The sequence below is a fragment of the Flaviramulus sp. BrNp1-15 genome, assembly GCF_022259695.1.
GTDB lineage: Bacteria > Bacteroidota > Bacteroidia > Flavobacteriales > Flavobacteriaceae > BrNp1-15.
In genome coordinates this window covers 2915677-2941891 of the sequence record NZ_CP092099.1, presented here as the reverse complement: position 1 = coordinate 2941891, position 26215 = coordinate 2915677, and the positions used below count along the sequence as shown (strand labels likewise).

Genomic DNA, 26215 nt, shown 5'->3' with positions numbered 1-26215 from the left:
TCGAAATGATTTGTTAGTTTGTATTAGTGATTTTGAAGGATATTCCTGAGAATTGATATTTTATTGTTTAGTTTGTTTCAAAATAATTGCTAACTATTCTTAATAAATAGGAATTCTATTTTTAATTAATATTAATCCACATCATCAACATATTCTACTTTAAAGTATCCATCAGTAATAGTTCTACCCATAATTTCAGAATTTTCAATATAAAATGTTCCTTCTATAATGTTTGTTTCTGGATCGTGATCAATTATAGAAATATATGAGTCATTAGATTGATTCGGGTTAATATTCAATAAATTTTCAGGTAAATTAATTCTATTTTCGAAATGTATTCCCAAAGATTGAAAGCTTCCGTCTGGTTGATAATAATAATTATTACCAGAATTTACATCTGAACTGACAGCTATTTTAATTCTTCCAAAATTTCCGTCATAGCCATTAATGTGGATTTTATCAATACCTGAGGCTAAAGATCTACGAGAATCAGGTGATCCTGGATCGTCAGTCACTAGACTAAAGCCATTAACTCTTGCTGAAATTATATTTTTATCAGGGTTATCTTCTACACCTCTATCAATATAAGGAAGAGTAAAAGTTCCATTTGTTATAATAATATTTTTTAATTCCCTAGTAGTAATGTCTATCCATCTAAATAGGGTTCCGCTAAAAGTGCCAGAGATAATTTTATTTTTTGTATCTAAACTTATAATTTTAATTTCGCCTACTTGGTTGCTATCTAGAACATTACAGCCATAAACACCCAAATAATCTTCTGTAGACGCAGTATTATTCATGTTTGTGTCAGCAGAATTAAAATGCAGTATATTGGTTTCTAAGTTGTCTTGTTGCGTGCCAATTTTGTATGTACCTTCTTTAATTTGATTTTCTAGAAAAGTCTCTCCAACGGTTAATTCTAAGTTAGTATTCAAATCAATATCATAGCCCTTAATAACTAGTCGCTTGTTATCCCATAAAGTCGCTTCAACGAAAGAAGTTATTTGGCTAGAAACATTTCCATAATCTAATTCCTGTCCATTTATTGTTGCCTTTAAAAAAGCTTTTTGATCATTTATATTTTTGTTTGTATCAGTAGAACAGTTAATGAAACTTATTATACTTATAAATAAAATAATGGTTTGTACTTTTTTCATGTGATGTTTAATTTTGATTTCATGTTTATCGGGTTTTGTTTAATGTATGGTAATTATCGATATATGAAATTATTTTAATAGCTATTTCTAACTTTAAACTAAAGTAGTTGAAATTTTTTATATAGTCAAGAGCATGAATTGGATGTCATGTCGACGGTAGAAGGTATAATATTTTAATATTTATTCAACTTGATGTGATTTCTCAATCGTTCCTCATTTCGAAATGATTTGGAAGTTTGTTTTGGAGACTTTGAAACGTATTCCCGTTAAGTAATTTTTTCAAACTTATATTTATGTGGGTCTATTCGTTCAAAGAATAGACCACTTTACCATCAAAAATGGTCATAGCAATTTTGGTATTTAATATTTCATCTTCTGCTACTGTCATTAAATCTTGATTATAAATAGTGAAATCAGCTAGTTTACCTATAGCGATTGATCCTTTAATATGTTCTTCAAAGGCACCAAAAGCAGCATCTAATGTGTAAGACTTTAATGCTTGTTCTCGTGTCATTTTTTGTTCAGGTTCATAACCGCCTTCTGGTAGGCCTTTTAGTGTTTTTCTACTTACACTAGCGTAAAAGCTGGCTATTGGATTGAGTGGTTCAACAGGAACATCAGTTCCATTTACAATAGGGATACCACTTTGCAGTAAAGCTTGCCACATATATGCACCTTCTTTGATACGTTTTTCTCCTAACCGGTCAATTGCCCATGGCCTATCAGAAGACATGTGCATAGCTTGCATAGCTGGTATGACACCTAATTCCGAAAAGCGAGGTATGTCATCAGGGTGTAGATGTTGTGCGTGTTCTATTCTAAACCTATGATCTTTGGTTTTTTCTGGCATTTCCTTAAATGCGAGTTCATATCTATTAAGAATTTCCTTATTTGCACGATCTCCAATAGCATGAGAACACACTTGAAAATCATTTTTAAGACCATCTAAAGCTGTTTTTTTTACAATATCCATAGGTAGGGTTTCGTGACCAAAATGATCCGGACGATCTGTATAAGGTTCGAGGAGCCATGCTCCGCGAGAACCTAATGCACCATCACAGTGTAATTTTATAGACCTTATAGTAAGTAAATGATCTGGATCTATTAAAGGACCTTTTGAATACCAATAATTAAGTAATTCGTTATCCCAGCCTGCAAGCATTGCATAAATCCTAGTATTCATTTTACCTTTAGATTTCATTTTTTTATACAACGCAATAGTAGACCTTGGTATACCTGCATCATGAAAACTTGTAATGCCATTTTTATGACAAGCTTCAGTAGCTAGTTTAAATGCCTGATCAGCAGATTCAGGGGTGTCTTCGGGTATATGCTTGTAAATTAAAGATTGGGCAAGTTCATTAAATATTCCAGTTGGTCTACCAAATTCATCTACTATAACTTCTCCTTCTTTTTTTTCAAAATCTTTAATACCTTCCTTTGCTAAAGTTTGCAAACCAGCAATTCTCATGGCATTGGCATTAGCAAATCCTGCATGACCACTAGCGTGACTTAAATAAACGGGGTTGTTTGGTGATACTTCACTTAATCTATGATGTGTTTGAAAACCTTTCACCATTCCAGAAGGCATAGAATCCCATTTACTTTGGTGCCATCCTCTACCTAAAATCCATTCTCCAGGTTTAGCAGTTTTTACACGCTCCGCAACTGCATCTATAATATCTTGATAACTTTTGGTGTTCATTAAATCTAGATTCAATTCATTATAACCTAAACCCATAAAATGGCCATGGCCTTCAATTAAACCAGGTGTCATGGTTTTTCCTTTTAAATCAATAAGTTGTGTTTGCTCATTTTTAAATTTTTCAGCTTGTGTGAGGCTACCAGCAAAAATAATCACATTGTTTTTTGTAGCTACAGCCTCTACAGTAGTTTGAATAGAGTCTACTGTGTAAATTTTTCCACCAAAAATAAGCATGGTTGCAAACTCCTTTTTAGGACTAGAGCAAGCTATAAGAAATAACAGGAGCAAAGCCATACTTAAGAAAGGGAAATATCTTAATTTCATAATTATTGGTTTTTAGTTCTTAGTAATGTACAATAATTTTACAAATTTAAAATTAAAAAACGCTATTCACGGAATTGGATAATTTCAGAACTTTTCAGGGAGATGGATTGTAAAGAAAATGTAGTCAAAATTAGTTTGCAAAGTTAAGAAGAAATAGGATTGAAAATTCGGAGTCTTTTGATGTGATTTGTTATTTATGATAAGATTCTTAATCAAGTTCAGAATGACAAAAAATTATGGCACAGGATCATAACCACTTCCGCCCCAAGGGTGACAACTAAAAATGCGTTTTATAGCTAGCCACCCGCCTTTAAATAACCCATGTTTTTGTAGTGCTTCTTTACTATAATGTGAGCATGTTGGCTGGTATCTGCACGTTGCAGGCATTATTGGTGATAAAAATGTTTGATACACTTTTATCAAAAACAAAAACGGTGCTATAAGTAGTTTTTTAAACATTTTAATTGTCATTCCCTCGAAAGAGGGAATCTATTTTAGTTTCAAAGTGGATTCCGCATCAAGTGCGGAATGACAGAACTTATTTTGTTTTTATATCATTTTGAAAATGACACTTCGAATGCGCTCACATACTACGCTAAAAGCCCTCTCTTTTGGAGAGGATTTAGGAGAGGCTAAACGTTGTACCGTCTTTACCATCTTTAAGTTGAATACCAACTTCAGCTAATTCGTCACGAATTTTATCAGACAATGCAAAATCTTTATTGGCTCTGGCTTCTTGTCTTAACTTAATTAAAACATCAACGGCTCCAGATAGTTTGTCGGTTCCTGAGTCACTTTTAGTTACGTTTTCTAAGCCTAAAACATCAAAAGAAAACGTGTTTACAGTATTCTTTAAAGTCGTTAAGTCTTCTGCTGTTAAGGTTGCAGAACCTTCTTTAACCTGATTTATATATTTAACTGCCTCAAATAAATGCGCAATTAAAATTGGGGAATTAAAATCGTCATTCATAGCATCGTAACATTTCTGTTTCCATGCAGTAATGTTTATGGTAGATGTTTCAGAAGCTTTTAATCCGTCCATTACATTAATGGCATCCATCAATCTGTAAAAGCCTTTTTCACTGGCTAATAAACCGTCATCTGTTAAGTCTAAAATGCTTCTATAGTGTGCTTGTGCAATAAAAAACCGAATAACGCTTGGTGCAAATGCTTTACTGAAGAATTTATTGTTTCCAGATAGTAATTCATCTGGATTAACAGTGTTCCCTGTAGTTTTAGACATGCGTTGTCCGTTAAGCTCAAGCATATTAGCATGCATCCAATAATTAACTGGCGATTTACCTATAGCGGCTTCATTTTGTGCAATTTCACATTCGTGATGCGGGAACTTTAAATCCATTCCGCCACCATGAATATCAAATGTTTCACCTAAGTATTTGGTGCTCATTGCTGTACACTCTAAATGCCAACCAGGAAAACCATCACTCCAAGGAGAAGGCCAACGCATAATGTGTTGAGGTTCGGCTTTTTTCCAAAGTGCAAAATCTTGCGGATTTTTTTTATCACTTTGCCCATCAAGGGCACGTGTGTTATGAATTAAATCTTCAAGTTTACGCTTGCTTAATTTTCCGTATTCGTTTGTTTCGTTAAACTTATGCACATCAAAATATACAGATCCGTTTACTTCGTAAGCAAAACCATTATTTATAATGTTTTTAATAAGTTCAATTTGTTCAATAATATGACCTGTTGCAGTAGGCTCAATACTTGGTGGTAAAAAATTGAAGGTGTTTAGAATGTTATGAAAATCAACGGTATAACGTTGCACAACTTCCATAGGTTCAATTTGCTCTAAACGTGCTTTTTTTGTGATTTTATCTTCGCCTGCATCAGCATCATTTTCTAAATGTCCTGCATCAGTAATGTTGCGTACATACCTAACTTTAAAGCCCAAATGTTTTAGATATCGAAAAATCATATCAAAAGACATAAAGGTTCTTACGTTGCCTAAATGAACATTGCTGTATACCGTTGGACCACAAACATACATGCCTACATAGCCTTCGTTTATGGGTTTGAAAATTTCCTTTTTACCAGTAAGAGAATTATATATTTGAATTTGTTGTTCTTTGTAAAGCAGCATTGTGGTTAGGTTGGTTTTTAATCAAACTAAATTAAAACTTTGTGTCTAATTTTATATAATCTAAAAATTCTCTGCGAATAGCTTTGTCTTTAAACTTTCCGCCAAATTCTGAAGTTACGGTACTACTTTCTATATCTCTAATACCTCTGGAATTTACGCATAAATGTTTAGCATCAATAACACAAGCTACATCTTGGGTGTTTAAAACCTCCTGTAATTCTTTTACTATTTGAATGGTTAAACGCTCTTGTACTTGCGGACGTTTTGCAAAATAATCTACAATACGATTCATTTTAGATAATCCAACAACGGTACCGTTAGAAATGTATGCAATATGAGCTTTACCAACAATTGGTAATAAATGATGCTCGCAAGTTGAGTATACAGTAATGTTTTTTTCAACCAACATTTCACCGTATTTGTATTTATTTTCGAAGGTAGAAGCTTTAGGCTTTTTTGCAGGGTCTAAACCGCCAAAAATTTCTTTAACAAACATTTTAGCTACACGATTTGGTGTGCCATTTAAACTATCGTCGGTTAAATCTAAACCTAAGGTTTCCATGATGTGGCGCACATCATCTTTAATGATGTCTATTTTTTCTTCATTAGAAAGTCTAAACGCATCTTCACGTAAAGGTGTGTTTGACGATGTTCCTACGTGATCATCTCCTAAGGATTCGAATTCTTCTATGTTATTTCCAATTTTCATTATTCAAAAGAAATCTTATTTTTAGTCTGCAAAGATAAGCAAAACACTTTTGTTATGTTTTGTATTAACAAACAATTAATTGTTAGCAAAATTTTTTATTTATCATTCTCGAAAAAGCGGGAATCTGTTTATCTGTCTTGGTTTTGCTAATAGCATTACATTTAAACTAAAAAAGCTTGAACATAGTTTAGTTCAAGCTTTTTAAAGTGTTGTTTTATACTGTTTTAAATGTTGAAACTTAAAGATAGTGTAATATTGGAGTTTTTTCTATCGATAGTAGCCGTATCAATTAAGCCAACATTATATAAAGGCGTTTCAAAAGAACGTTCAGATTCATCGAAAGTTAAGTCTAATTTGGTGTTGCCAAAGTTATATCCAATACCTAGAGAATAACCGTTTAAATCACCAACAGTTACTCCATCGGCATATGGGCTTTCTTCAAAACGATATCCACCTCTAAAACTAAATTGTTTTACTTTGTATTCACCACCAATTCTATAAGTTGAAGCATCTGTTAATACATTACTCATAGCGGTATTTATATCATTATAATCTTGTTGTGGTCTAAATTCTGTTTTGCTGTAATCTTTTTTAGAATAATCAAAACTAATTAAACCTTGATTTGAAAATACATATGCTAAACTTCCTGTAACTTTTGATGGAGTTTTAAGTCTGTATCGAGGATATATATTTACTACATCTGGGAAAACTTCAATAAATCCATTATCGCCATCTGTTGCTAAATATTGGGTTGTTTCTTCATCAATAGAGTACCAAGTAGGTGAGTCGTAAGTTAAGCCAACTCTAAACTCCGGGCTCAATTTCATGATACCACCAACCTGAAATGAAAAACCATTTCCTGTTGTAGATAAATTATTTTCAAATTCAATATAATTTACTGTTGAACCTGCATTGGTATTATCTTCAAACAATAAATTAGTACGTTGATAATCTATAAAATGAGAGTTTAAGTTTAAACCTAAATATAAATTATCCTCATATTGTGCTGCAAAATTAAATGACACTTTTCCGTTGTAACCTGTCGCAAAATATGAGTAATCATGTTCAAAATTTCCTGACGCAACGTTAGAGAAGTAGGTAGTATTACCATCATCATTTATATCGTCTGGTTCTAGAATGAATGATTCAAAACCTAAAAATGCTTGTTGATGCGCAAATCCAAAAGCATCTCCTATGTCTAGATAGGCATCAGATATAGATTCTCCAGGAAATGCAGAAATTTCATCTAATCGTTTACCATCTGCAAAGTCATAAAAATAACTTGCTATAGAGTTACTAAATTGACCATCATCATTTGTATTGTTGCCAAAAGCAAACCAATTATCATCGTAATTATTTGTTCTTTCATAAGAAATGGCTAAAGTGAATTTTCTCCAAGGTGAACTATTATTACTTGCAAATACAAAGGCTACTCCTCCTTGATTAATATCAAAATTAGATTCGTTGGAATTACCTAAACCATTAAAGTATTGGGTGTTATTTTCTACATCTAAATTTGATGCCGTAATAGAAGCATGACTTCTGGTAAAAACAGCTGAACTTGCAGGGTTTATACTAACGGCACTCATATCGCCTCCTAGTGCTCCAAAAGCACCACTTAAGGCTCTAAAACGTGCTGTTCCCTGTATTTCACTTTGTGAATATCTTAATGCATCGCTAATGTCTTGTGCATAAACCGAAGACATAGATAGTATGCCTATGAATAGTAAACTTAACTTTTTCATATTGATTTTTATTTCTTTATAAAATGTTTATTAACGTCTTCTTCCGCCACCAGATGATGATCTTGAACCAGAGCTGCTTCTGCTGCTGCTGCTTGATGATCTTGTAGTAGAACCGCTAGACCTTGAACTTGAGCTTCTACTTGGTGAATACGTTGAATTTCTTGAAGATGAAGATCTTCTAACAGTATTACCAGAACTTCTACTAGTTGTAGACCTATTAATAGTACTTGATCTTCTTGCTGTAGTTGATGAAGACCTACTTGTAGAATTAGCCGAAGGCGTTCTAACTGTTGTACTTCTTCTTACTACTCCTGTATTTGCACGCGTTCCGTTAGAATTATACGTACTTCTTCTATCTGCAGAGACACCATTAGAGTTAACACTACTTCTTCTTGAAGTATTATATTTAGATGTTGCGTTTCTAGAACTTAACGAACTACGTCTGTTTACATTTGTTGAATTATTTGCGTAATAGCTACCTCTTCTGGTTGCGCTATATGAAGCTCTTCTTCCATAATATCTATTGCCATAATAACCATTATACCCGTAGTAACCATAATTTCTGTAGAAAGGACGATATCCGTAGTAACCCCATGGGTTGTATGCCCAACCACCATAAAAACTTGGGCCCCAAAAAGGATCGTAAAAGCCAGCATTCCAACCCCATCCCCAATTATTCCATCGGTTCCAACCCCAGTTGTTCCATCTATTCCAACCCCATCCAAATCCTGCATTCCAACCCCAGTTGTTCCAACCGTTATCAATATAATTAATGGTTACACTGCTACTGTTTTGACCCCAGCCTGCGTAACCTTCATAGTCATTAGTTAAACTATCATTTTCTATAAGGTTATCACTTTCGTAAGCATCAATATCTGTAAAAATAGCACCATCTGCATATAAGTTTTCAGATTCTATAGATTTAGTTTTAAAATAATTTTTATAGAAGTTGTTATTATTTTCGTTTGGCACTTCAACAACTGCTTCCTGATTTTGTACCACAACAGGTTCGTTGTAAATACCATCACTGTCTCCACCAACGTATTGATAAGAACCACATGACACCAAACCAAAAAGTAAACCAAACAGGGCTACAAATGGTATTTTCCTTTTTAAGTAGTTATTAAATTGCATATCTCTATAATTTTATTGTTGAACATAACAAAAATAGTTAGTTTTGCTGAACTATTTTTTTAGTTAATATAATCACAATATTTGTGCCAAAACATTAATATGAGTAAAAAACTTACTAGTAGAGCAGAAGATTATTCAAAATGGTATAACGAATTGGTTGTTAAAGCAGACCTAGCGGAAAACTCTGCAGTAAGGGGATGTATGGTAATCAAACCATATGGATATGCGATTTGGGAAAAAATGCAAGCAGAATTAGATAGAATGTTTAAAGAAACAGGGCATCAAAACGCATATTTTCCATTATTTGTACCTAAAAGTTTATTTGAAGCTGAAGAAAAAAATGCCGAAGGTTTCGCTAAAGAATGTGCAGTTGTTACACATTATAGGTTACAAAACGACCCAGATAAACCTGGTAAGTTAAGAGTTGACCCAGAAGCTAGGTTAGAAGAAGAACTGGTAGTAAGACCTACTAGCGAAGCAATTATTTGGAATACATATAGAAACTGGATTCAGTCTTACAGAGATTTACCAATATTAATAAACCAATGGGCAAATGTAGTGCGTTGGGAAATGCGTACACGTTTGTTTTTACGTACAGCAGAATTTTTATGGCAAGAAGGGCATACAGCTCATGAAACGAAAGCTGAAGCTTTAGAAGAAGCTAAACTAATGAATAATGTATACGCTACTTTTGCCGAAAACTTTATGGCAATTCCTGTAATACAAGGCTTAAAAACAGAAAGCGAGCGTTTTGCAGGTGCAGAAGAAACCTTTTGTATTGAAGCCTTAATGCAAGATGGCAAAGCATTACAAGCTGGAACATCGCATTTTCTTGGTCAGAATTTTGCAAAAGCTTTCGATGTTAAGTTTGCAAATAAAGAAGGTAAACAAGATTACGTTTGGGCTACTTCTTGGGGTGTTTCTACTAGATTAATGGGAGCATTAATAATGACACATAGTGATGATAACGGTTTGGTTTTACCACCAAGTTTAGCACCGTATCAAGTAGTTATTGTTCCAATTTATAAAAACGAAGAACAATTTGAAGCTATTAGTAAATTAGCAGAAGATGTTATAAGCGATTTAAAAGAACGAAATATTTCAGTAAAGTTTGATAAACGTGATACTATTAGACCAGGCGCTAAATTTGCACAACATGAATTACAAGGTGTGCCTTTAAGAATTGCAATTGGACCAAAAGATCTTGAAGATGGTACAGTTGAAGTAGCAAGAAGGGACACTCTTAGTAAACAAACTGTTATTTTAGATAGAATAAATGTTGTAGTAGAAGATTTATTAGAAGAAATTCAAGAGAGCTTATTTAAGAAAGCTTTAGACTTTAGAAATAATCATATTACAGAAGTTAATACTTTTGAAGAGTTTAAAAAGGTATTAGAAACAAAAACAGGCTTTATATCAGCACATTGGGATGGTACTGCCGAAACTGAAGATAAAATAAAAGAGTTAACAAAAGCTACTATTAGGTGTATTCCTTTAGAAGGAAAAGAAGAGGAAGGTGTTTGTGTGTATTCTGGGAACCCCTCAAAACGTAGAGTATTGTTCGCAAAAGCGTATTAAATTAAATTTTTTTAAAAAAAAATTATATAGGACTTGCAACATTTAAAAATAGTTGTATTTTTGCATCCGCAATGGAAACGTTGTAAGTTATTTGAAAGGCACTTTAAGTTTAAATTTTATAATTTAAACGAGTAAACTTGAAACAAATGGCCCGTTCGTCTATCGGCTAGGACGCCAGGTTTTCATCCTGGTAAGAGGGGTTCGATTCCCCTACGGGCTACAATTAAAAAATTAAGAAAAAACAAAATGGCAAATCATAAGTCAGCGTTAAAAAGAATTAGAAGTAACGAAGCTAAGCGTTTAGTAAATAAGTATCAGCATAAAACAACTCGTAATGCTATTAAAAAATTACGTGAGTTAACTGATAAGAAAGAGGCTGAAAAAATGTTTCCTTCTGTGGTTTCTATGTTAGATAGATTAGCTAAGAAAAATATTATTCATGCTAATAAAGCTGCAAACCTTAAGTCTGGTTTAGCAAAACATATTGCTGCACTTTAATTAGTATTTAAGAAATAACTTAAAAAAAGCTTCTCAGAAATGAGAAGCTTTTTTTATACTTATTATTTAATATGTAAACTATCATTTTTTTTCCAATTAATTATAGGAGAAGGATAATACTTTACATTCATACGATTTAAAAAAGGAGCTTGATTAGCTAAACGTAATTTGTAATTTTCCCAATCTCTATTTTTTTGAGTAGTCCAACCAAGTTCTGCATAACCAATCACTCTTGGAAAAGCTAAATATTCCAGTTCTTCAATAGTGCTAATTGTTTCAGACCAAAGCGGAGCTTCGACTCCTAAAATATGTTCTTTTTGTAAATAAGATTCAGGGTTCCAAGCATAAGCACTATCAACAGGAATATAACCTGCCCAATCTAATCCAAATTTTGAGTTAGAATCATATTTCATATCCAGATAAGCTTTTTTAGCTGGTGATAGAATGACTTTCATTTTTTTAGTTACTGCTTTTTCAGCATTTTCTTTACTATTCCAAAATTGAGCAATGGAAGTTGAATCAATATTAGTGTTACTAATTTCATCCCAACCAATCATTTGTTTGCCATATTTTTGAACTATTTTCTCCACTCTATTAATAAAGTATGTATAATCATTTCTTTTGGTAACATGACTTTCATCGCCACCAATATGAAAGTATGGATTAGGAGACAGAGAGGTTATTTCGCGAACAACATCATCAATAAAAGTATATACGGTGTCTTTTTTAGTATCAAAAGTGCTAAAACCAACCCGCATGCCTGTATATAATTTTGGTGTTTTACCATTTCCGTTTAAAATTGGGTACGATACTGATGCAGCATTGGTATGACCAGGCATATCAATTTCTGGAATAATCATAATATGATGAGCTAATGCATAGTTTACTATTTCTGTAAATTCTTCCTGAGAGTAAAACCCACCAGAGCCACCACCTACTTCTGTGCTTCCTCCAATTTCGGTTAACTTGGGCCATGATTTAATTTCTATACGCCACCCTTGATCATCGCTTAGATGCAAATGCAAGACATTAATTTTATAGTAGCTAAGAATATCAATATACTTTTTAACATCTTTAACACTAAAAAAATGACGCGCAACATCCAACATAGTTCCTCTGTAATTATATTGAGGTGAATCTAAAATTTTACCAGTAGGAATTACCCAAATGGAATTTTCTGCCAGCGTATCGTTACTCGTTTCTGGTATAAGTTGTCTTATGGTTTGAATACCACGAAATGCTCCTGCAATAGTATTTGAATCTAGAATGATAGAATCGTTAGATATTTGTAATTGGTATGCTTCCTGATTTTTTAAATCTAAATTACTAGACTTATTGATACTAATTACAGTTTGAGTATTTCTATTTTCTTTAGAATTGACAGGTAATTGTAAAGCTGTTTTTAATTCAATTTTTTTTGATAGAAACTCACCAACTTCTTTAAGATCTTTTGTGTTTGTATAAATAGTAGTGTATTTATCTAGAGCAAATCCGCTTTTAGTAGCATTTACTTCTAACGGTTTTGGAATTAAATTTTCTGCTTCTAAATTAGTTTTAGGAAAATTTATTTCTCGTTTTTTTTCTTGTTGAGTGCAAGAAATAAGGTTGAACAAAAAAATGAAAATAACCAAACTGTTAATAAAGATGGGTTTTGTCATAATTTTAAAATGGTTAGGTTATATTATTATTATTATTATTATTATTATGTTATACTTAATCTCAAATATAATCAAATACTAAGTTTATAATACATTATAGATAATAGAGATTAGTTTTTGGTGAGCTAAAGTTTTGAGCCAAAACCATTAACGTTTAGCATAACCCAAGTGGTAACGGCATACTATTTAAAATTCAGAACTTATTTATTGTTGTTTTAATATCTCTTTTTTGTGCTTTTCTACATGACAAAAGTCATAAAATAATAGTTTCATTCGATAGAACTTTGCATTGTAATAATAATTAAAATACTATGAAAACCATTAAAATGAATAGCATGATAAAACTCATTAGTTTGATTGCTCTGTTTTTAACAGCATCAAATTTAATACAAGCACAAGAGTTTAATTTAAGTAATACCGAATCTGAATTAAAAGTTTATGGAACGTCTAGTTTACACGATTGGCATATTGATGCTGAAAATAAAAGTGGAAAGATTGTTTTTAAAAATATTGAAGCAGGAGAATTAGAAAAATGTGATTTTACTGTTATTGCTGAAAGTTTAAAAAGTGGAAAAAAATCTATGGATAAAAACACTTATAAAGCTTTAAAAACAGATGAATATAAAACCATAAAATTTAAGCTTGAAGAAGTTAAAGAAATTGTAAAAAAGGGACCAGGTAAGTTTTTACTAAAGTCTACCGGATACTTAACAATAACTAATGCTAAAAAGCTTATTCCAATAGAGTTTAATATTGAAATAGTTGAGGGTAAAGTTAAATTGTCTGGTGAAAAAACAATTAAAATGACCGATTTTAATGTAGAACCTCCAAAAGCTTTATTAGGAACTATTACAACAGGAGATGAAATAACTATAAAATTTAATACAATTTATAAATAACTGAATAATAACACTAAATATTAGAAATCATGAGAAATTTATTAAAAAGCAGTATACTATTTATTGCACTACTAGTAGGAACGAGTTTTTACGCTCAAGACAGAAACCTTGACAATTATAGGCAGCCCGATAAAAATGGGATAAATGTTTTTGAAACAGCAAAAGATACGGCATCAACATTTACTGATGTAAAAGTAAGAATTGGAGGCTCTTCAACATTACAATATCAAGACTTAAGTCACGAAAATTCTGGAGCCGTAGCTTTAAAAGAAATTGGAGGAAATTTTAATTTAGCAACAGCCAATTTAGATTTAGATGTAGCTTTAGCAGATGGAGTTAGAATGCATTTACGTACTTATTTATCTTCACGTCACCACCCAGAACCATATGTAAAAGGAGGGTATTTCCAAATAGATAAGTTGGATTTTATTAGTGAAGGTCTTTTAGAAGATTTTATGCAATATGCAACCATTAAAGTTGGGCATATGGAAAACAACTATGGTGATGCACACTTTAGAAGAAGTGATAACTCACAAGCAATTTACAACCCATTTGTTGGTAATTTAATTATGGATGCTTTTACAACTGAGGTTGGAGCTGAATTATACTATCAAAGAAGTGGTTTTATTGGAATGGTTGGTTTTACAAATGGTAAATTAAACCAAGCTGTTGATAACCCAGATACAGGTGGTGCTTCTTTTTTAGCTAAATTAGGGTATGATAAACAAGTTAATGATGATTTTAGATTCAGATTAACAGGATCTATTTACAATACAGGAGCTGTAAGAAATTCTTACTTATATAGTGCAGACAGAACCGGGTCTAGATATTATTTAGTATTAGAAGGTGAGGATGCAAGTGCTTCTGGAAACTTTAGATCTGGGCGTTACAATCCTAATTTTGGTAATGAAATTACCGCTATTATGTTTAACCCATTCTTAAAATATCAAGGACTAGAATTTTTTGGAACTATTGAAACATCAAAAGGTAAAAGAAATAGCGAAACAGATGAAAGAACTGCAAAACAATTTGCTGGTGAGTTAATTTACAGATTTGGTGCAACAGAAAACTTTTACTTAGGTACTCGTTATAATAAAGTAGATGCTGAAGATGCTAGTGGAGATGATATAGAAATATCAAGATTTCAATTAGGAGCTGGTTGGTTTATGACTAAAAATATCTTGATGAAATTAGAATATGTAAGTCAAAAACATGATGGTTATAATGCTGCTAGCATTTTTAATGACGGTAAGTTTGATGGTTTAATGGCAGAAGCTGTAATAAGTTTCTAAAAGATTAATAGCATGAAAAGTAAGTCTATAAGTGTAATACTAAAATAATTATACTTTAAGGCTTACTTTTTTTATATTGTAATACAGAAAAACACAATCTATAAAACTAACAAAATGAAAAAGATATTGTTTCTTCTTTCTATAATGTCAACTCTAGCTTTTACTGCTGTAATAACAGGAAGTACATCTGTGCTAATTACACCTAGTAGCAAGTTGCTTATTAAAGGAAAAACTAATATTAATAATTTTAAATGTGAGTTTAATGTGTTGAAATTAAAAAATCCAATTCCAGTTTCTTTTGAAAAAATTAATGATGTTATTGTTTTTGATAATACAGCATTGGTTTTAGATAATACTTGTTTTGACTGTGGAGGTAAAGGCATAAATAATGATTTTCAAGAGCTTTTAAAATCAGACCTATATCCACAAACACGTATTAAATTAAAAGAGATTTGTAAAGGAATTAATAATAAAAATGATGTATTAGCTTTACTTGATATAAGTATTGCCGGTGTTACTAAATCATATAGAATACCTGTTAAATTAAAAGATGAAGAAGCGTTACTTATAGAAGGTGTTTTAAATCTTGATATTTGCGATTTTAATTTAGAACCACCTAAAAAAGCTTTAGGACTTATAGTTGTAAAAGATAATATTGAAATAAATTTTCAACTGGCAGTTAAAGAATATCAGTAAAAACTTAATTATATAATTTATTAAAAAAAATCGCCTAGAATTATATCCTAGGCGATTTTTTTATGATTTATTTTTATTGTTTATCCATTCATGGAAATTAAAAACTCTTCGTTGTTTCTAGTTTGTTTGAAACGGTCATTAATAAATTCCATAGCTTCAACAGGATTCATGTCTGCAAGATACTTACGCATCACCCACATACGTTGAATAGTGTTGTCATCTAACAGTAAATCGTCACGACGCGTACTTGAAGACGTTAAATCGATAGCAGGGAAAATTCTACGGTTAGATATTTTTCTATCTAATTGTAATTCCATGTTACCAGTTCCTTTAAATTCTTCGAAGATTACTTCGTCCATTTTAGAACCTGTCTCAGTAAGTGCAGTAGCAATAATAGTTAAAGAACCACCATTTTCAATATTACGAGCAGCACCAAAGAAACGTTTTGGTTTGTGTAAAGCATTAGCATCTACACCACCAGAAAGTATCTTGCCAGATGCTGGTTGTACCGTATTGTATGCTCTGGCTAAACGAGTAATAGAATCTAAAAGAATAACTACATCATGTCCACATTCTACTAAACGTTTTGCTTTTTCTAAAACTATATTTGCAATTTTTACGTGTTCGTGAGCTTCTTTATCAAACGTAGAAGCAATAACTTCTCCACGTACATTACGTTGCATATCGGTTACCTCTTCAGGTCTTTCATCAATTAGTAAAATCATTTGGTATACTTCAGGATGATTTGCTGCAATTGCATTAGCAACATCTTTAAGAAGCATAGTTTTACCAGTTTTTGGTTGCGATACAATCATACCACGTTGTCCTTTTCCAATAGGCGAGAACAAATCCATAATTCGTGTAGAAATGGTACTTTGTCTTTCTGCTAAATTGAATTTTTCCTGAGGAAATAAAGGCGTTAAGTGTTCAAACGACACACGGTCTCTAACCACATTAGGATTTTGACCATTAATTTTACTAACCTTAATTAAAGGGAAATACTTTTCGCCTTCTTTTGGTGGGCGAACATGTCCTAAAACAGTATCTCCAGTTTTTAAACCAAATAATCTAATTTGTGATTGTGATACATAAATATCATCTGGTGAAGATAAATAGTTGTAATCAGATGAGCGTAAAAAGCCATAACCATCTTGCATGATATCTAAAACACCTTCACTTTCAATAATAGCATCAAACTCATAATCAGGTTCACGATAACGGTTTCTGCTATCTTTATTACCTTTATCTACATTACCATTTTTTTGGCTTTTATGTTGATTTTGATTTCTTTGATGAGGCTTTTGCTGTTTATCGCTTTGGGGTCTTGGATTTGGTTTATTTGGTCTACTCTGTTTTTGAGGTGTTTCTACCTTTTCTGAAGAGTCAACCTTATCATCTGTTGGTTTTTTATCTTCGCTTTTTTCAGGTGTATTCTTAACAGGTTTTTGAACGCGCTGTCTAGGCTTTCTAGCAGCAGGCTTATTTTCTGTTGTAGTTTCTGGAGCAACCACAGCTTTTACAGCTTTAGGATCTGCTGCTTGTTGATCTAGAATTTGATACACTAAATCTAATTTTTTTAATGAACGATATTTTGGTACGCTCAATTTCTTTGCAATCTCCTGTAGGTCAGAGAGTTTTTTTTCTTTTAATTGTGAAATTTCAAACATTTATGTTTAATTGAATATTTTATTTTGAATACAAACTTGTGTTATTCTGAGAAAAATGATATTTATTCTGAAGATTAACCGCTTGTTTTTGCGATCGTTGAGAATTTATACTGCAATTATACAACTTTATTTTAATTTTTAGCATTAATTCTATTATTTTTGCGGTCTAGTTTTTAAAATTTATATGTTACAACGTATTCAAACTATCTATCTTTTATGTGCTGCTGGTGTTTCAGCAGGACTTATATTTGTATTTCATTTATGGACAACAGATGCAGAAGTTAGTGTGTTTGCTAAAGATGATATATTGTATTTAGGTTTATTCTTAGGTTCTGCCGTATTATCTTTAATATCTATTTTTATGTATAAAAACAGGAAGCTTCAATTTGTTTTGGGGCGACTTAACATCATATTAAACTTTATTTTACTAGGATTTTTCGTGTATCAATCTCTAAATGTATCTGGAGAAACGGCGGTTTCTGAGAAAGGTATTGGGATGCTTCTCCCTATTGTTTCTATCGTGTTATTGGCGTTAGCTAATAAGGCCATCAAGAAGGATGAAGATCTTGTAAAATCTGTAGATAGATTACGTTAAACCTAACATCTTAGTAGTATTAGTGCGAGAAAAACCCAAAGTGAAAGCTTTGGGTTTTTTTATCAAGGCCTCCCTTAGTCCCTCCAAAGGAGGGAAACAATCATACCTCTATAAATGCGTAATTATTTTAGCAGTACTCCACATTAGAGTGAGGTGGTCCTTCCCATTTGGGAAGGATTTAGGAAGGGCTCTTTTTTATTTTATTTCAACAAGTTCTAAATCGAAAGTTAAATCATGTCCTGCTAATGGATGATTAGCATCAACAATAATATGATCTTCCTTAACTTCTGCAATGCGAAATTGAGTTTCTCTACCTTCTTCGTCTCTTGATGCTAGACCCATACCTACTTCTGGAGCCATATCTTGAGGAAGTTGTTCTTTTTTTACTTCATAAAACAATTCTTGTCGTACATTACCATAAGCTTCTGCTACAGGAATATTGATTGTCTTTTTCTCGTTTAATTTCATATCAATAATACCTTTTTCAAACCCAGGAATAAGAGCACCTTGACCTAATGTTATCTCTAATGGCTCTCTTTCTAACGAACTATCAAAAACTTGACCGTTACTTAGTTTTCCTGTGTAATGTACTTTTACCGTATCATTTTCTTTTACTTGACTCATAAATAATTATGTTTACTGTTTTTATAATCGCTGCAAAATTACAGTTTATCAAGCAGATAACTCTTGTTTTTTGATGTTAATACACAAGTTTATGAGAATATTTTGATTTGATACAACTAAAGAATGGTCTGCCTATAAACGGTTATTTTTTTGGATACCTTACCGGAAATTCAATAACCTCTAAATTATCAATTTTACTGCCATCAATAGTAAATCGTAGCATAGTACGTGTTTTATGAAAACCATGTATTCCAACAGCACCAGGATTCATATGTATAAGATTTAGCTTTTTATCGGGCATTACTTTTAAAATATGAGAATGCCCACAGATAAATAACCTTGGTGGGTTTTGTTTTATACTTTCTATAACACGCATGTTATATTTTGGAGGGTAACCACCAATATGAGTTATCCAAACATCTACGTTTTCACAGGTAAACCTATTATGTTCGGGAAATTCTAAACGAACTTTTGCATCATCAATATTGCCGTAAACCCCTTTTAATGGTTTTAAAGCTTTAATAGCATCGGTTACTTTTAAATCGCCAATATCACCTGCATGCCATACTTCATCAGCTTGTTTTACATACTTTAAAATGTCGTTGTCTATAAAACTATGCGTATCAGAGAGGAGCAATATTTTTGTCATGTATTATATAACTGTAATGTATGATGGTAAAGTTATAGATAATTGTTTTAATCTGTTATAAATGTATGATGAAGAATTCTTGTTGACTTTGTCAGAAAAAAACGATAACTTCGTTTAACAACCGATAAAGTTCACTTGTGCTGAACTTGTTTCAGTATTGAAACGGAACTTTATCTTTGTATTGGCAACAATTATGACCAAGATTAACAAAAAAGAAATATTTGCTACTACTGCCAAATCTATTTTTGGAGTTGTCCCATTTGGCGGAGCACTTTTGGACGAATTATTCTTTGAATATAATGGGCGAATTAAACAGAACAGATTGAACAACTTTGTTCAGATTCTGGCTGACAATTTCACGGAAGATGCTGAAATTAATTTGGATAATATAAAAACAGAGGATTTTAATGATTTATTCGAGGCGGTTTTGAGACGTGTGGTACAAACAAAATCCCAAACAAAATTATTGAGATTTAAGGACATTTTAATAAAGGAATTGAACAAACCAAGTGAAGAGTCTGAATTGATTGATGTTTATTTAGATTTAATTTCGTCACTTTCCGAACAAGAGCTAATTGTTCTTTTTCACCACCAATATTTTGACGACAAATTTAATCTGGATTTTGAAAAAAAGAATAAATTAAAAGAACAACGCCAGAAATTAGAACAAAAACTAAAAGAAGAACGACTAATAATAGATATCTCACAACGTGGAAGTGATAAAAATAAATTCGATGCCGAAATAAAGGAAATTGAAAAAAGACATATGGCTCTCGATAAATTTAGGACTGCCGAATTTTACGGAATTGACGAACAACGATTTGTGTATTATAAACAGAGGTTGTTTTCCAAAGGGCTTGTAATAGATTGGGGAATTGGTCGAATTGGTGTTAGACCTTTCGAAATGATGAGTATAACAGAATTTGGAACTGAATTCATAGAATTTATAAAAAGTGGAGAAAATTAACTGTGGGCAACACCGTATAAAAATAATTGCGGTTTAATGCTTAATCAAAGGTCGTTGCGTGTTTATAACGTCTGATTTCCCTTCGGAAAATCCTCGCATACAAACACGCAACTTTCCATATACATAAACGTTAAACGAACCATTCCAAAAACAAACAACAATCAATTTAAAAACAAAATCTGCAAACACCCGCGTTAGGGATTACTCATTGGTTAATATTTTAAATTAATGAAATTATGAATGCGTTGCATTTGCTGCGGCATCATTTTTTAAACTTTCGCAAGTATACCGTCATTACGAGGAGGCACGACGAAGTAATCTGCTTAAATTAAAGAGATTGCTTCACTATGTTCGCAATGACTTATTCGTCCTCGCTATGACGTTTAAAAAAGATATAGCCTTTCGACTTCGCTCAAGACAGGCTTCAAGCGCGACCCGATAGAGGAAGCCCAACTTCTCAACATAATTTTTTTAATATATAATTAAGATACTAGTCTTCGCAAGATTAACAAAACTATCTATCTTTGTTGTTTCATCAAAAGTATAAAATTAGCTTGAGGTATTTTATAGAACTTTCTTATAATGGTAGCGCATACCATGGTTGGCAAAATCAACCTAACGCCATATCTGTTCAAGAGGTTATAGAAAAGGCTCTGTCAACCTTATTAGCAGAAGAAATTAACATAATGGGAGCTGGACGTACTGATGCGGGTGTACATGCAAAACAGATGTTTGCTCATTTTGATACTGATGTAGTTTTTGATGAAAAAAAAATAATTTATAAACTGAATTCATTTCTACCAAAGGATATTGCTATTCATGATGTTTTTAAAGTGAAAGCCGAAGCACACACTCGTTTCGATGCTTTAAGTAGAACCTATTTGTATAGAGTAACTTTAAAAAAGAATGTTTTTTCATTTGAAAATACTTACTATGTAAAGCAGTCTTTAGATGTAGATAAAATGAATGAAGCTTCCAAAATATTATTTGGTTATAAAGATTTTCAATGTTTTTCAAAAAGTAACACCGATGTAAAAACGTATAATTGTGATATTATGAATGCTGAATGGTTTTTTGTTAATGATGAGCTTCATTTTGTTATAAAAGCAAATCGGTTTTTAAGAAACATGGTTAGAGCTATTGTGGGCACAATGATTAATATTGGAATAGGTAAACTTAGTATTGAAGATTTACATACCATAATTCAATCTAAAAATAGGAGTGAAGCAGGTTTTTCGGTTCCAGCACATGGCTTATATTTAACACATATTGAATATCCAGAAGATATAAAAATATAGATGAGTAAAACAAAAGAAAATATATTTGACTTTAAACTTTTTATAAGGCTTTTTCAACATATAAAGCCTTATAAAAGCGTGTTTTTTTCGCTTATAGTATTAGTAATTTTATTGGCTGTATTTAGCTCTGCAACACCATATATTACTAAAGATGCAATAGATGATAGTATTGCTAATAAGGAAGAAAAAGGCTTTTTGTTTTATATTATTATTATGCTTGCCGTTTTAATTTTGCAAACGGTATTTCAACTACTTTTTATTTATTATTCTTCTTGGTTGGGGCAAAACATTGTTATGGATGTTCGTGTTAAGTTGTTTAATCACCTTCTGCGATTTAAAATGAAGTATTATGATAATTCTTCAGTCGGGGTTTTAATAACACGTGCGGTAACCGATATGGAACGTATTGCTGATATTTTTGGCGAAGGCTTGTTTACCATTTTTAGAGATTTGCTTACTATGGCTGTGGTTTTTAGCGTTATGGTTTACATTAATGTTAAATTAAGTCTTATTGTTTTAGTTATGCTTCCGCTGTTATTATATGCTACGCGCTTGTTTCAAAAGTATATGAAAAAGGCTTTTGAGGAAGTGAGAAATGAGGTTTCTAATTTAAATTCCTTTGTGCAAGAGCGGTTAACAGGTATGAAAATATTGCAATTGTTTACGCGTGAAGATCTTGAATATAAAAACTTTAAAGCCATTAATGAACGCCACAAAAAAGGATGGCTTAAAACGGTTTGGTATAACTCTATTTTCTTTCCAATAGCAGATTTAGTATCATCGGTAAGTATTGGTTTAGTAGCTTGGTATGGTGGATTAAATTTAGCGTTAGAAGGAACTTCAGTGTCTCAAGGTGATTTAGTTGCATTTGTTATGTTTATTCCTATGCTATTTAGACCATTACGTCAAATAGCCGATAAATTTAATACCTTACAAATGGGTATGGTGGCAGCTACCAGAGTTTTTAAAGTTTTAGATACCACATCACAAATTGATGATACCGGAACGCATGTTGCAGATTCTTTTAAAGGACAAATTAAGTTTGATAATGTTCGCTTTAGTTATGTTGATGATGAAGAAGTTTTAAAAGGCATTTCTTTTGATGTAAATGTTGGTGAAACCGTTGCTATTGTTGGAGCAACTGGAGCAGGAAAATCTACTATTATTAATTTGTTAAATCGTTTTTACGAAATTAAAGATGGTGTTATTTCAGTTGATGGTATTGACATAAAAGATGTGACGTTAGCATCGTTACGAACTCAAATAGCGATTGTATTACAAGATGTGTTTTTATTTGCCGATACTATTTTAAGTAACATAACGCTTAATCATCCAGAAATTACTGAAGAGCAGGTACAACAAGCTGCTAAAGATATTGGGATACATGATTTTATAATGAGTTTGCCTAATGGTTATCATTATAATGTAAAAGAGCGCGGTGTTATGCTATCATCTGGCCAGCGACAGCTTATTTCCTTTTTAAGAGCTTATGTAACTAACCCAAGTATATTAGTTTTAGATGAAGCGACATCATCTGTAGATTCCTATTCAGAGCAACTTATACAAAATGCTACCGATAAAATAACTAAAGGAAGAACGTCAATAGTTATTGCTCACCGATTAGCTACAGTTAAAAAAGCCGATAAAATTATTGTTATGGATGCTGGACAAATTGTAGAACAAGGCACTCATAAAGAACTACTCAAAAAAGAAAACGGTTACTACAAAAACTTATACGAAGTTCAGTTTTTACAAGAGGAGGTTGTTTAATTATTATCCACCACCCATTGAAGCTTGTTTAATTCCAGTATAAATACCATAAGCAACTATTGGAATAACAAATAAAACAAAAAAGATTAATACAAAAATAAGCACTTTTAAAGTGATTTCTAGAAATGTTAAATTATGCATTCGTTTTAGAACAAAAGCCATATACAAAAACATTAAAAATGTATATACAAGACTTATGGCAACGAAAGGAACTTTTACTAGTAAAAGCAACAAAATAAAAAAGAAACCAAAAATTGTTACTTGAGCTTGTGCATATAAAAATATAACTAGATGTTCAGTATAATTAAATTGTTTATGATTAAGAAAAACAATTTTACTTATTAAAGCATAGAGGGGAATATAAAACATCATTACAAGTGTTTGATACTCTTGTAAAAAATCATACAAATTTTTATTAAATTCTTTTGTTTCTTCTCGTTCTAAAGCTCCCATATTCATTACACCTGGAAAAAACTTATTTAAAATATATAGTTGAAGTCCAGCAAATGTTATTGCTAAAGCAAAATAACTAACAGGATTTACGTATTTTTTTCTAACACCATTTATGTAGCTACCAATTACGTCTTCTGGTTTTGTAAATAAATTTATAAATGTTCTTAGAAGTTTATTATCGTAATTAAAAAAAGTTTCGCTAACATGCTCAAACAAATTTCTAATAGTTAACCTTTTTCTAATCACTTTGGCACCACAGGAATAACAGAAATCACATTCTGGGGTTAAGGCGGTATTACAATTTTTACAATCCATTAAGTTAAATCTTCTTTAATGATTGAATTAAGCTCATTTGTGTCTTCAAAAACTACAAATTCTCCATCTTTAAAATAAGAAATATGCCCTGTTTCCTCACTTACAACTAAAGCTAAAGCATCAGTTTTTTCGGTAACACCAATAGCTGCTCTATGACGTAAACCAAAACGTTGTGGAATAGTTTTTTCGTTATTAACGGGAAGAATTACACGTGTTGCTTTTACAATGTTGTTATTAACTATTATAGCACCATCGTGTAACGGACTATTTTTAAAAAAGATACTTTCTATTATAGGTTGGGTTACTTTTATATTCATTTCATCACCAGATGATGATAGAAAATCTAAATTATTATTGCGCTCAAAAACAATTAAAGCACCTGTTTTAGACATGCTCATTTTATTACATGCAGAAATAATGGCATCAACATCTGTTTCACTAGTAGTTTCTGTTTTTAGAAAGCTAAATTGTTTTAAAAATTTTCGACGTCTATTAAAATTTGTAGACCCAACCATAAGCAGAAACTTCCTTATTTCTGGTTGGAAAACCACAATTAAAGCGATAATACCTACTTTCATAAAACCGCCAAAAATACCTGTAAGCAGTTCCATGTTTAAGAAATCTGTAAGTCGCCACGCACCATAAATAATAATGATGCCTAAAAAAATATTTATTGCAACAGTACCTTTAACCAGTTTATAAAGATAGTAGAGTAGTAGCGCTACAAGTATAACATCTATAATGTCTACTACTGAGAATTTTAAAAGGTCTTTAAAGATTTCCAAAGGTTAGTGGTTTTGGTAAATTTAACAAAATAAGGTTAATAAATGAATTCGTTATTTGATATGGTTGTATTTTCAATATTCACATCAGATAAAATTGATTTTATAAAAATATAGTCTTGAAAAGAAATGTCTTGTTTGAAATCTAAGATTATTTTAATAGGTTCTTCATAAACTTCAAGCACATTAATGATATCATTTTTTAAATTTATAATATTTGAAGATTTAAAATCTTTATCATTTGAAGTAATAATTAAATCAATTCTCTTTGAAGAATGTGAATTCAAATAAATAGTTTTAATAGAATCTAATTGTGAAATTTTTGAAAAGTATTTAAATGATTCTTCCTCATGATAAACCACATCCGTAAACTCAATAAACCCTAAAGTATTTTTACTGGTGTCATGACAAGTAAAATAGTTTTTAGCATTTTCATTTTTATGTCCAGCATTTTTCTTTTTCTCTTGCAAAAATTTAATGTGCGGAATAACTTGTTTTAAAGTCAATCGTTTATCAACATTAACTAGCCAATTTGTTGTGCTAATCAGGTTTTTTCTGTTGAGTTCTACACTGTCTTTTTGAGTTTCATCATAAAACAAATAAGCCGCAGAAATATCGTTTATTTCAGTAATTTCAGAATGGTTTGTTTCGGGTAATTTAATGACTTTTTCATTGTTACATGAAAAGCAGAATACTAATACAAATAATAAAATATATCTCATTTTAAGCTTTTAAAGATTCTACTAAATTAATACATTCCATAGCTTCTTTAACATCATGAACACGTAAAATACCAGCACCTTTTTGTAATGCAATGGTATTTAAAACAGAGGTTCCGTTTAAAGCTTCTTTTTCTGTGGTTTTTAAAGTTTTATAAATCATAGATTTTCTAGAAACCCCAACAAGTAATGGTTTTTCAATTATATTAAATAATTCTAGTTTGTTTAATAGTTCAAAATTCTGTTCTAAGGTTTTAGCAAAACCAAATCCCGGATCAACGATAATATCAATAATTCCCAAAGCTTTTGCTGTAGCAATGCGTTCAGAAAAATAGAATAAAATATCTTTTATTAAATCATCATAATCTGTTTGTTGTTGCATCGTTTTTGGGTTACCTCGCATATGCATCATAATATAAGGTACATGCAAATCAGCAATAGTTTGCAGCATATTAACATCTAATTTACCAGCAGAAATATCGTTAATTAAAGCTGCTCCTGCCTCAACACACTGTTTTGCAACGTTGCTTCTAAACGTATCTATAGAAAGTAGAACTTCTGGAAATTTATTCAAAGTTAAATTTACAATGGGTAGTATACGTTTTAATTCTTCTTCTTCGTTAACATCATCGGCGTTTGGTCGTGAACTGTATGCGCCAACATCAATAAATGTAGCGCCTTCGTTTAGCATTTTTTCTACATGATTAAGAATATCTTTTTCATTTTTATGTTGTCCGCCATCGAAAAAAGAATCTGGTGTAATATTTAAAATTCCCATCACTTTTGGTGATGATAAATCTATGAGTTGCCCTTTGCAATTAATAGTCATTTATACAGTTTTGTGTGGTGTTGGTACATAGTTTAAAACTTTAAACCA

General features: G+C 31.6%; 24 protein-coding genes and 1 tRNA gene. 10 read left to right on the top strand and 15 right to left on the bottom strand.

Going from position 1 to position 26215, the window contains the following annotated elements; translation table 11 throughout:
- Positions 1-131: 131 nt before the first annotated feature.
- The 7 genes from MBM09_RS13060 to MBM09_RS13030 all read right to left on the bottom strand — a co-directional run bounded on the left by MBM09_RS13060 (position 132) and on the right by MBM09_RS13030 (position 8878).
- A complete protein-coding gene (locus MBM09_RS13060; protein WP_238674163.1) occupies positions 132-1157 on the bottom strand; it encodes a hypothetical protein in 1026 nt (341 codons plus the stop codon).
- A gap of 301 nt (positions 1158-1458) precedes the next feature.
- Positions 1459-3186 carry an amidohydrolase gene (locus MBM09_RS13055; protein WP_238674162.1) on the bottom strand — a complete coding sequence of 576 codons (1728 nt, stop codon included), beginning with the start codon at positions 3184-3186 and terminating at the stop codon, positions 1459-1461.
- Positions 3187-3420: 234 nt separating this feature from the next.
- Positions 3421-3645, bottom strand: a complete 225-nt coding sequence (gene yidD, locus MBM09_RS13050; RefSeq protein WP_238674161.1) for a membrane protein insertion efficiency factor YidD — start codon at positions 3643-3645, stop codon at positions 3421-3423.
- A gap of 163 nt (positions 3646-3808) precedes the next feature.
- Positions 3809-5290, bottom strand: a complete 1482-nt coding sequence (gene cysS, locus MBM09_RS13045; RefSeq protein WP_238674160.1) for a cysteine--tRNA ligase — start codon at positions 5288-5290, stop codon at positions 3809-3811.
- 31 nt (positions 5291-5321) lie between these two features.
- Positions 5322-5999, bottom strand: coding sequence for a GTP cyclohydrolase I FolE (gene folE, locus MBM09_RS13040; RefSeq protein ID WP_238674159.1), 678 nt, complete (start codon positions 5997-5999; stop codon positions 5322-5324).
- 224 nt (positions 6000-6223) lie between these two features.
- On the bottom strand, positions 6224-7744 hold the full coding sequence (locus MBM09_RS13035; protein WP_238674158.1) for an OmpP1/FadL family transporter: 1521 nt from the start codon (positions 7742-7744) through the stop codon (positions 6224-6226).
- Positions 7745-7774: 30 nt separating this feature from the next.
- Positions 7775-8878, bottom strand: coding sequence for a hypothetical protein (locus MBM09_RS13030; protein ID WP_238674157.1), 1104 nt, complete (start codon positions 8876-8878; stop codon positions 7775-7777).
- Positions 8879-8977: 99 nt separating this feature from the next.
- On the opposite strand from MBM09_RS13030, the gene proS reads away from it, so the two are divergent.
- The 3 genes from proS (at position 8978) to rpsT (ending at position 10954) form a co-directional block, all read left to right on the top strand.
- Complete coding sequence (proS, locus tag MBM09_RS13025) at positions 8978-10456, top strand: proline--tRNA ligase (protein WP_238674156.1); 1479 nt, start codon at positions 8978-8980, stop codon at positions 10454-10456.
- Between the two features lie 148 nt (positions 10457-10604).
- A tRNA-Glu gene (locus MBM09_RS13020) sits at positions 10605-10676 on the top strand.
- Positions 10677-10702: 26 nt separating this feature from the next.
- Positions 10703-10954 (top strand): 30S ribosomal protein S20, encoded by a 252-nt coding sequence (gene rpsT / locus MBM09_RS13015; protein ID WP_238674155.1) that lies wholly within the window; start codon positions 10703-10705, stop codon positions 10952-10954.
- 62 nt (positions 10955-11016) lie between these two features.
- Here rpsT and MBM09_RS13010 read toward each other — a convergent pair whose 3' ends face one another.
- The gene (locus tag MBM09_RS13010) at positions 11017-12612 is read right to left on the bottom strand and encodes a family 20 glycosylhydrolase (RefSeq protein ID WP_238674154.1); all 1596 of its coding nucleotides are present in this window, start codon (positions 12610-12612) and stop codon (positions 11017-11019) included.
- A 311-nt stretch (positions 12613-12923) separates the two neighbouring features.
- Between MBM09_RS13010 and MBM09_RS13005 the strand changes: the two genes are divergently transcribed.
- From MBM09_RS13005 to MBM09_RS12995, 3 genes are all read left to right on the top strand, one after another.
- Positions 12924-13511, top strand: coding sequence for a YceI family protein (locus tag MBM09_RS13005; RefSeq protein WP_238674153.1), 588 nt, complete (start codon positions 12924-12926; stop codon positions 13509-13511).
- Positions 13512-13540: 29 nt separating this feature from the next.
- Positions 13541-14803: a hypothetical protein gene (locus MBM09_RS13000; RefSeq protein ID WP_238674152.1), complete on the top strand. Its 1263-nt coding sequence runs from the start codon at positions 13541-13543 to the stop codon at positions 14801-14803.
- 114 nt (positions 14804-14917) lie between these two features.
- Positions 14918-15499 carry a YceI family protein gene (locus MBM09_RS12995; protein WP_238674151.1) on the top strand — a complete coding sequence of 194 codons (582 nt, stop codon included), beginning with the start codon at positions 14918-14920 and terminating at the stop codon, positions 15497-15499.
- 80 nt (positions 15500-15579) lie between these two features.
- Here the strand turns inward: MBM09_RS12995 and rho are convergent, their stop codons facing one another.
- Entirely contained in the window at positions 15580-17166 is a 1587-nt protein-coding gene (rho, locus tag MBM09_RS12990; RefSeq protein ID WP_238674150.1) for a transcription termination factor Rho, read from the bottom strand.
- 184 nt (positions 17167-17350) lie between these two features.
- On the opposite strand from rho, the gene MBM09_RS12985 reads away from it, so the two are divergent.
- Entirely contained in the window at positions 17351-17761 is a 411-nt protein-coding gene (locus tag MBM09_RS12985; protein ID WP_238674149.1) for a DUF4293 domain-containing protein, read from the top strand.
- Between the two features lie 195 nt (positions 17762-17956).
- Here MBM09_RS12985 and MBM09_RS12980 read toward each other — a convergent pair whose 3' ends face one another.
- Both MBM09_RS12980 and MBM09_RS12975 read right to left on the bottom strand, forming a co-directional pair.
- On the bottom strand, positions 17957-18385 hold the full coding sequence (locus MBM09_RS12980; protein ID WP_238674148.1) for a peptidylprolyl isomerase: 429 nt from the start codon (positions 18383-18385) through the stop codon (positions 17957-17959).
- A gap of 142 nt (positions 18386-18527) precedes the next feature.
- Positions 18528-19034 (bottom strand): metallophosphoesterase, encoded by a 507-nt coding sequence (locus MBM09_RS12975; RefSeq protein ID WP_238674147.1) that lies wholly within the window; start codon positions 19032-19034, stop codon positions 18528-18530.
- Positions 19035-19191: 157 nt separating this feature from the next.
- Between MBM09_RS12975 and MBM09_RS12970 the strand changes: the two genes are divergently transcribed.
- The 3 genes from MBM09_RS12970 (at position 19192) to MBM09_RS12960 (ending at position 23069) form a co-directional block, all read left to right on the top strand.
- Entirely contained in the window at positions 19192-20001 is an 810-nt protein-coding gene (locus MBM09_RS12970; RefSeq protein ID WP_238674146.1) for a hypothetical protein, read from the top strand.
- Between the two features lie 554 nt (positions 20002-20555).
- Positions 20556-21299 carry a tRNA pseudouridine(38-40) synthase TruA gene (truA, locus tag MBM09_RS12965; RefSeq protein WP_238674145.1) on the top strand — a complete coding sequence of 248 codons (744 nt, stop codon included), beginning with the start codon at positions 20556-20558 and terminating at the stop codon, positions 21297-21299.
- The gene (locus tag MBM09_RS12960; RefSeq protein WP_238674144.1) at positions 21300-23069 is read left to right on the top strand and encodes an ABC transporter ATP-binding protein; all 1770 of its coding nucleotides are present in this window, start codon (positions 21300-21302) and stop codon (positions 23067-23069) included. It abuts the gene before it with no gap.
- Between the two features lie 3 nt (positions 23070-23072).
- Here MBM09_RS12960 and MBM09_RS12955 read toward each other — a convergent pair whose 3' ends face one another.
- The 4 genes from MBM09_RS12955 to folP are packed head-to-tail and all read right to left on the bottom strand — an operon-like array spanning position 23073 to position 26167.
- A complete protein-coding gene (locus MBM09_RS12955) occupies positions 23073-23837 on the bottom strand; it encodes a DUF3667 domain-containing protein (protein ID WP_238674143.1) in 765 nt (254 codons plus the stop codon).
- A complete protein-coding gene (locus MBM09_RS12950; protein WP_238674142.1) occupies positions 23837-24622 on the bottom strand; it encodes a diadenylate cyclase in 786 nt (261 codons plus the stop codon). Before MBM09_RS12950 ends, MBM09_RS12955 begins: the two co-directional genes overlap by 1 nt.
- A gap of 35 nt (positions 24623-24657) precedes the next feature.
- Positions 24658-25341, bottom strand: coding sequence for a hypothetical protein (locus tag MBM09_RS12945; RefSeq protein ID WP_238674141.1), 684 nt, complete (start codon positions 25339-25341; stop codon positions 24658-24660).
- Position 25342: 1 nt separating this feature from the next.
- Complete coding sequence (gene folP / locus MBM09_RS12940; RefSeq protein ID WP_238674140.1) at positions 25343-26167, bottom strand: dihydropteroate synthase; 825 nt, start codon at positions 26165-26167, stop codon at positions 25343-25345.
- Between the last annotated feature and the right edge of the window lie 48 nt (positions 26168-26215).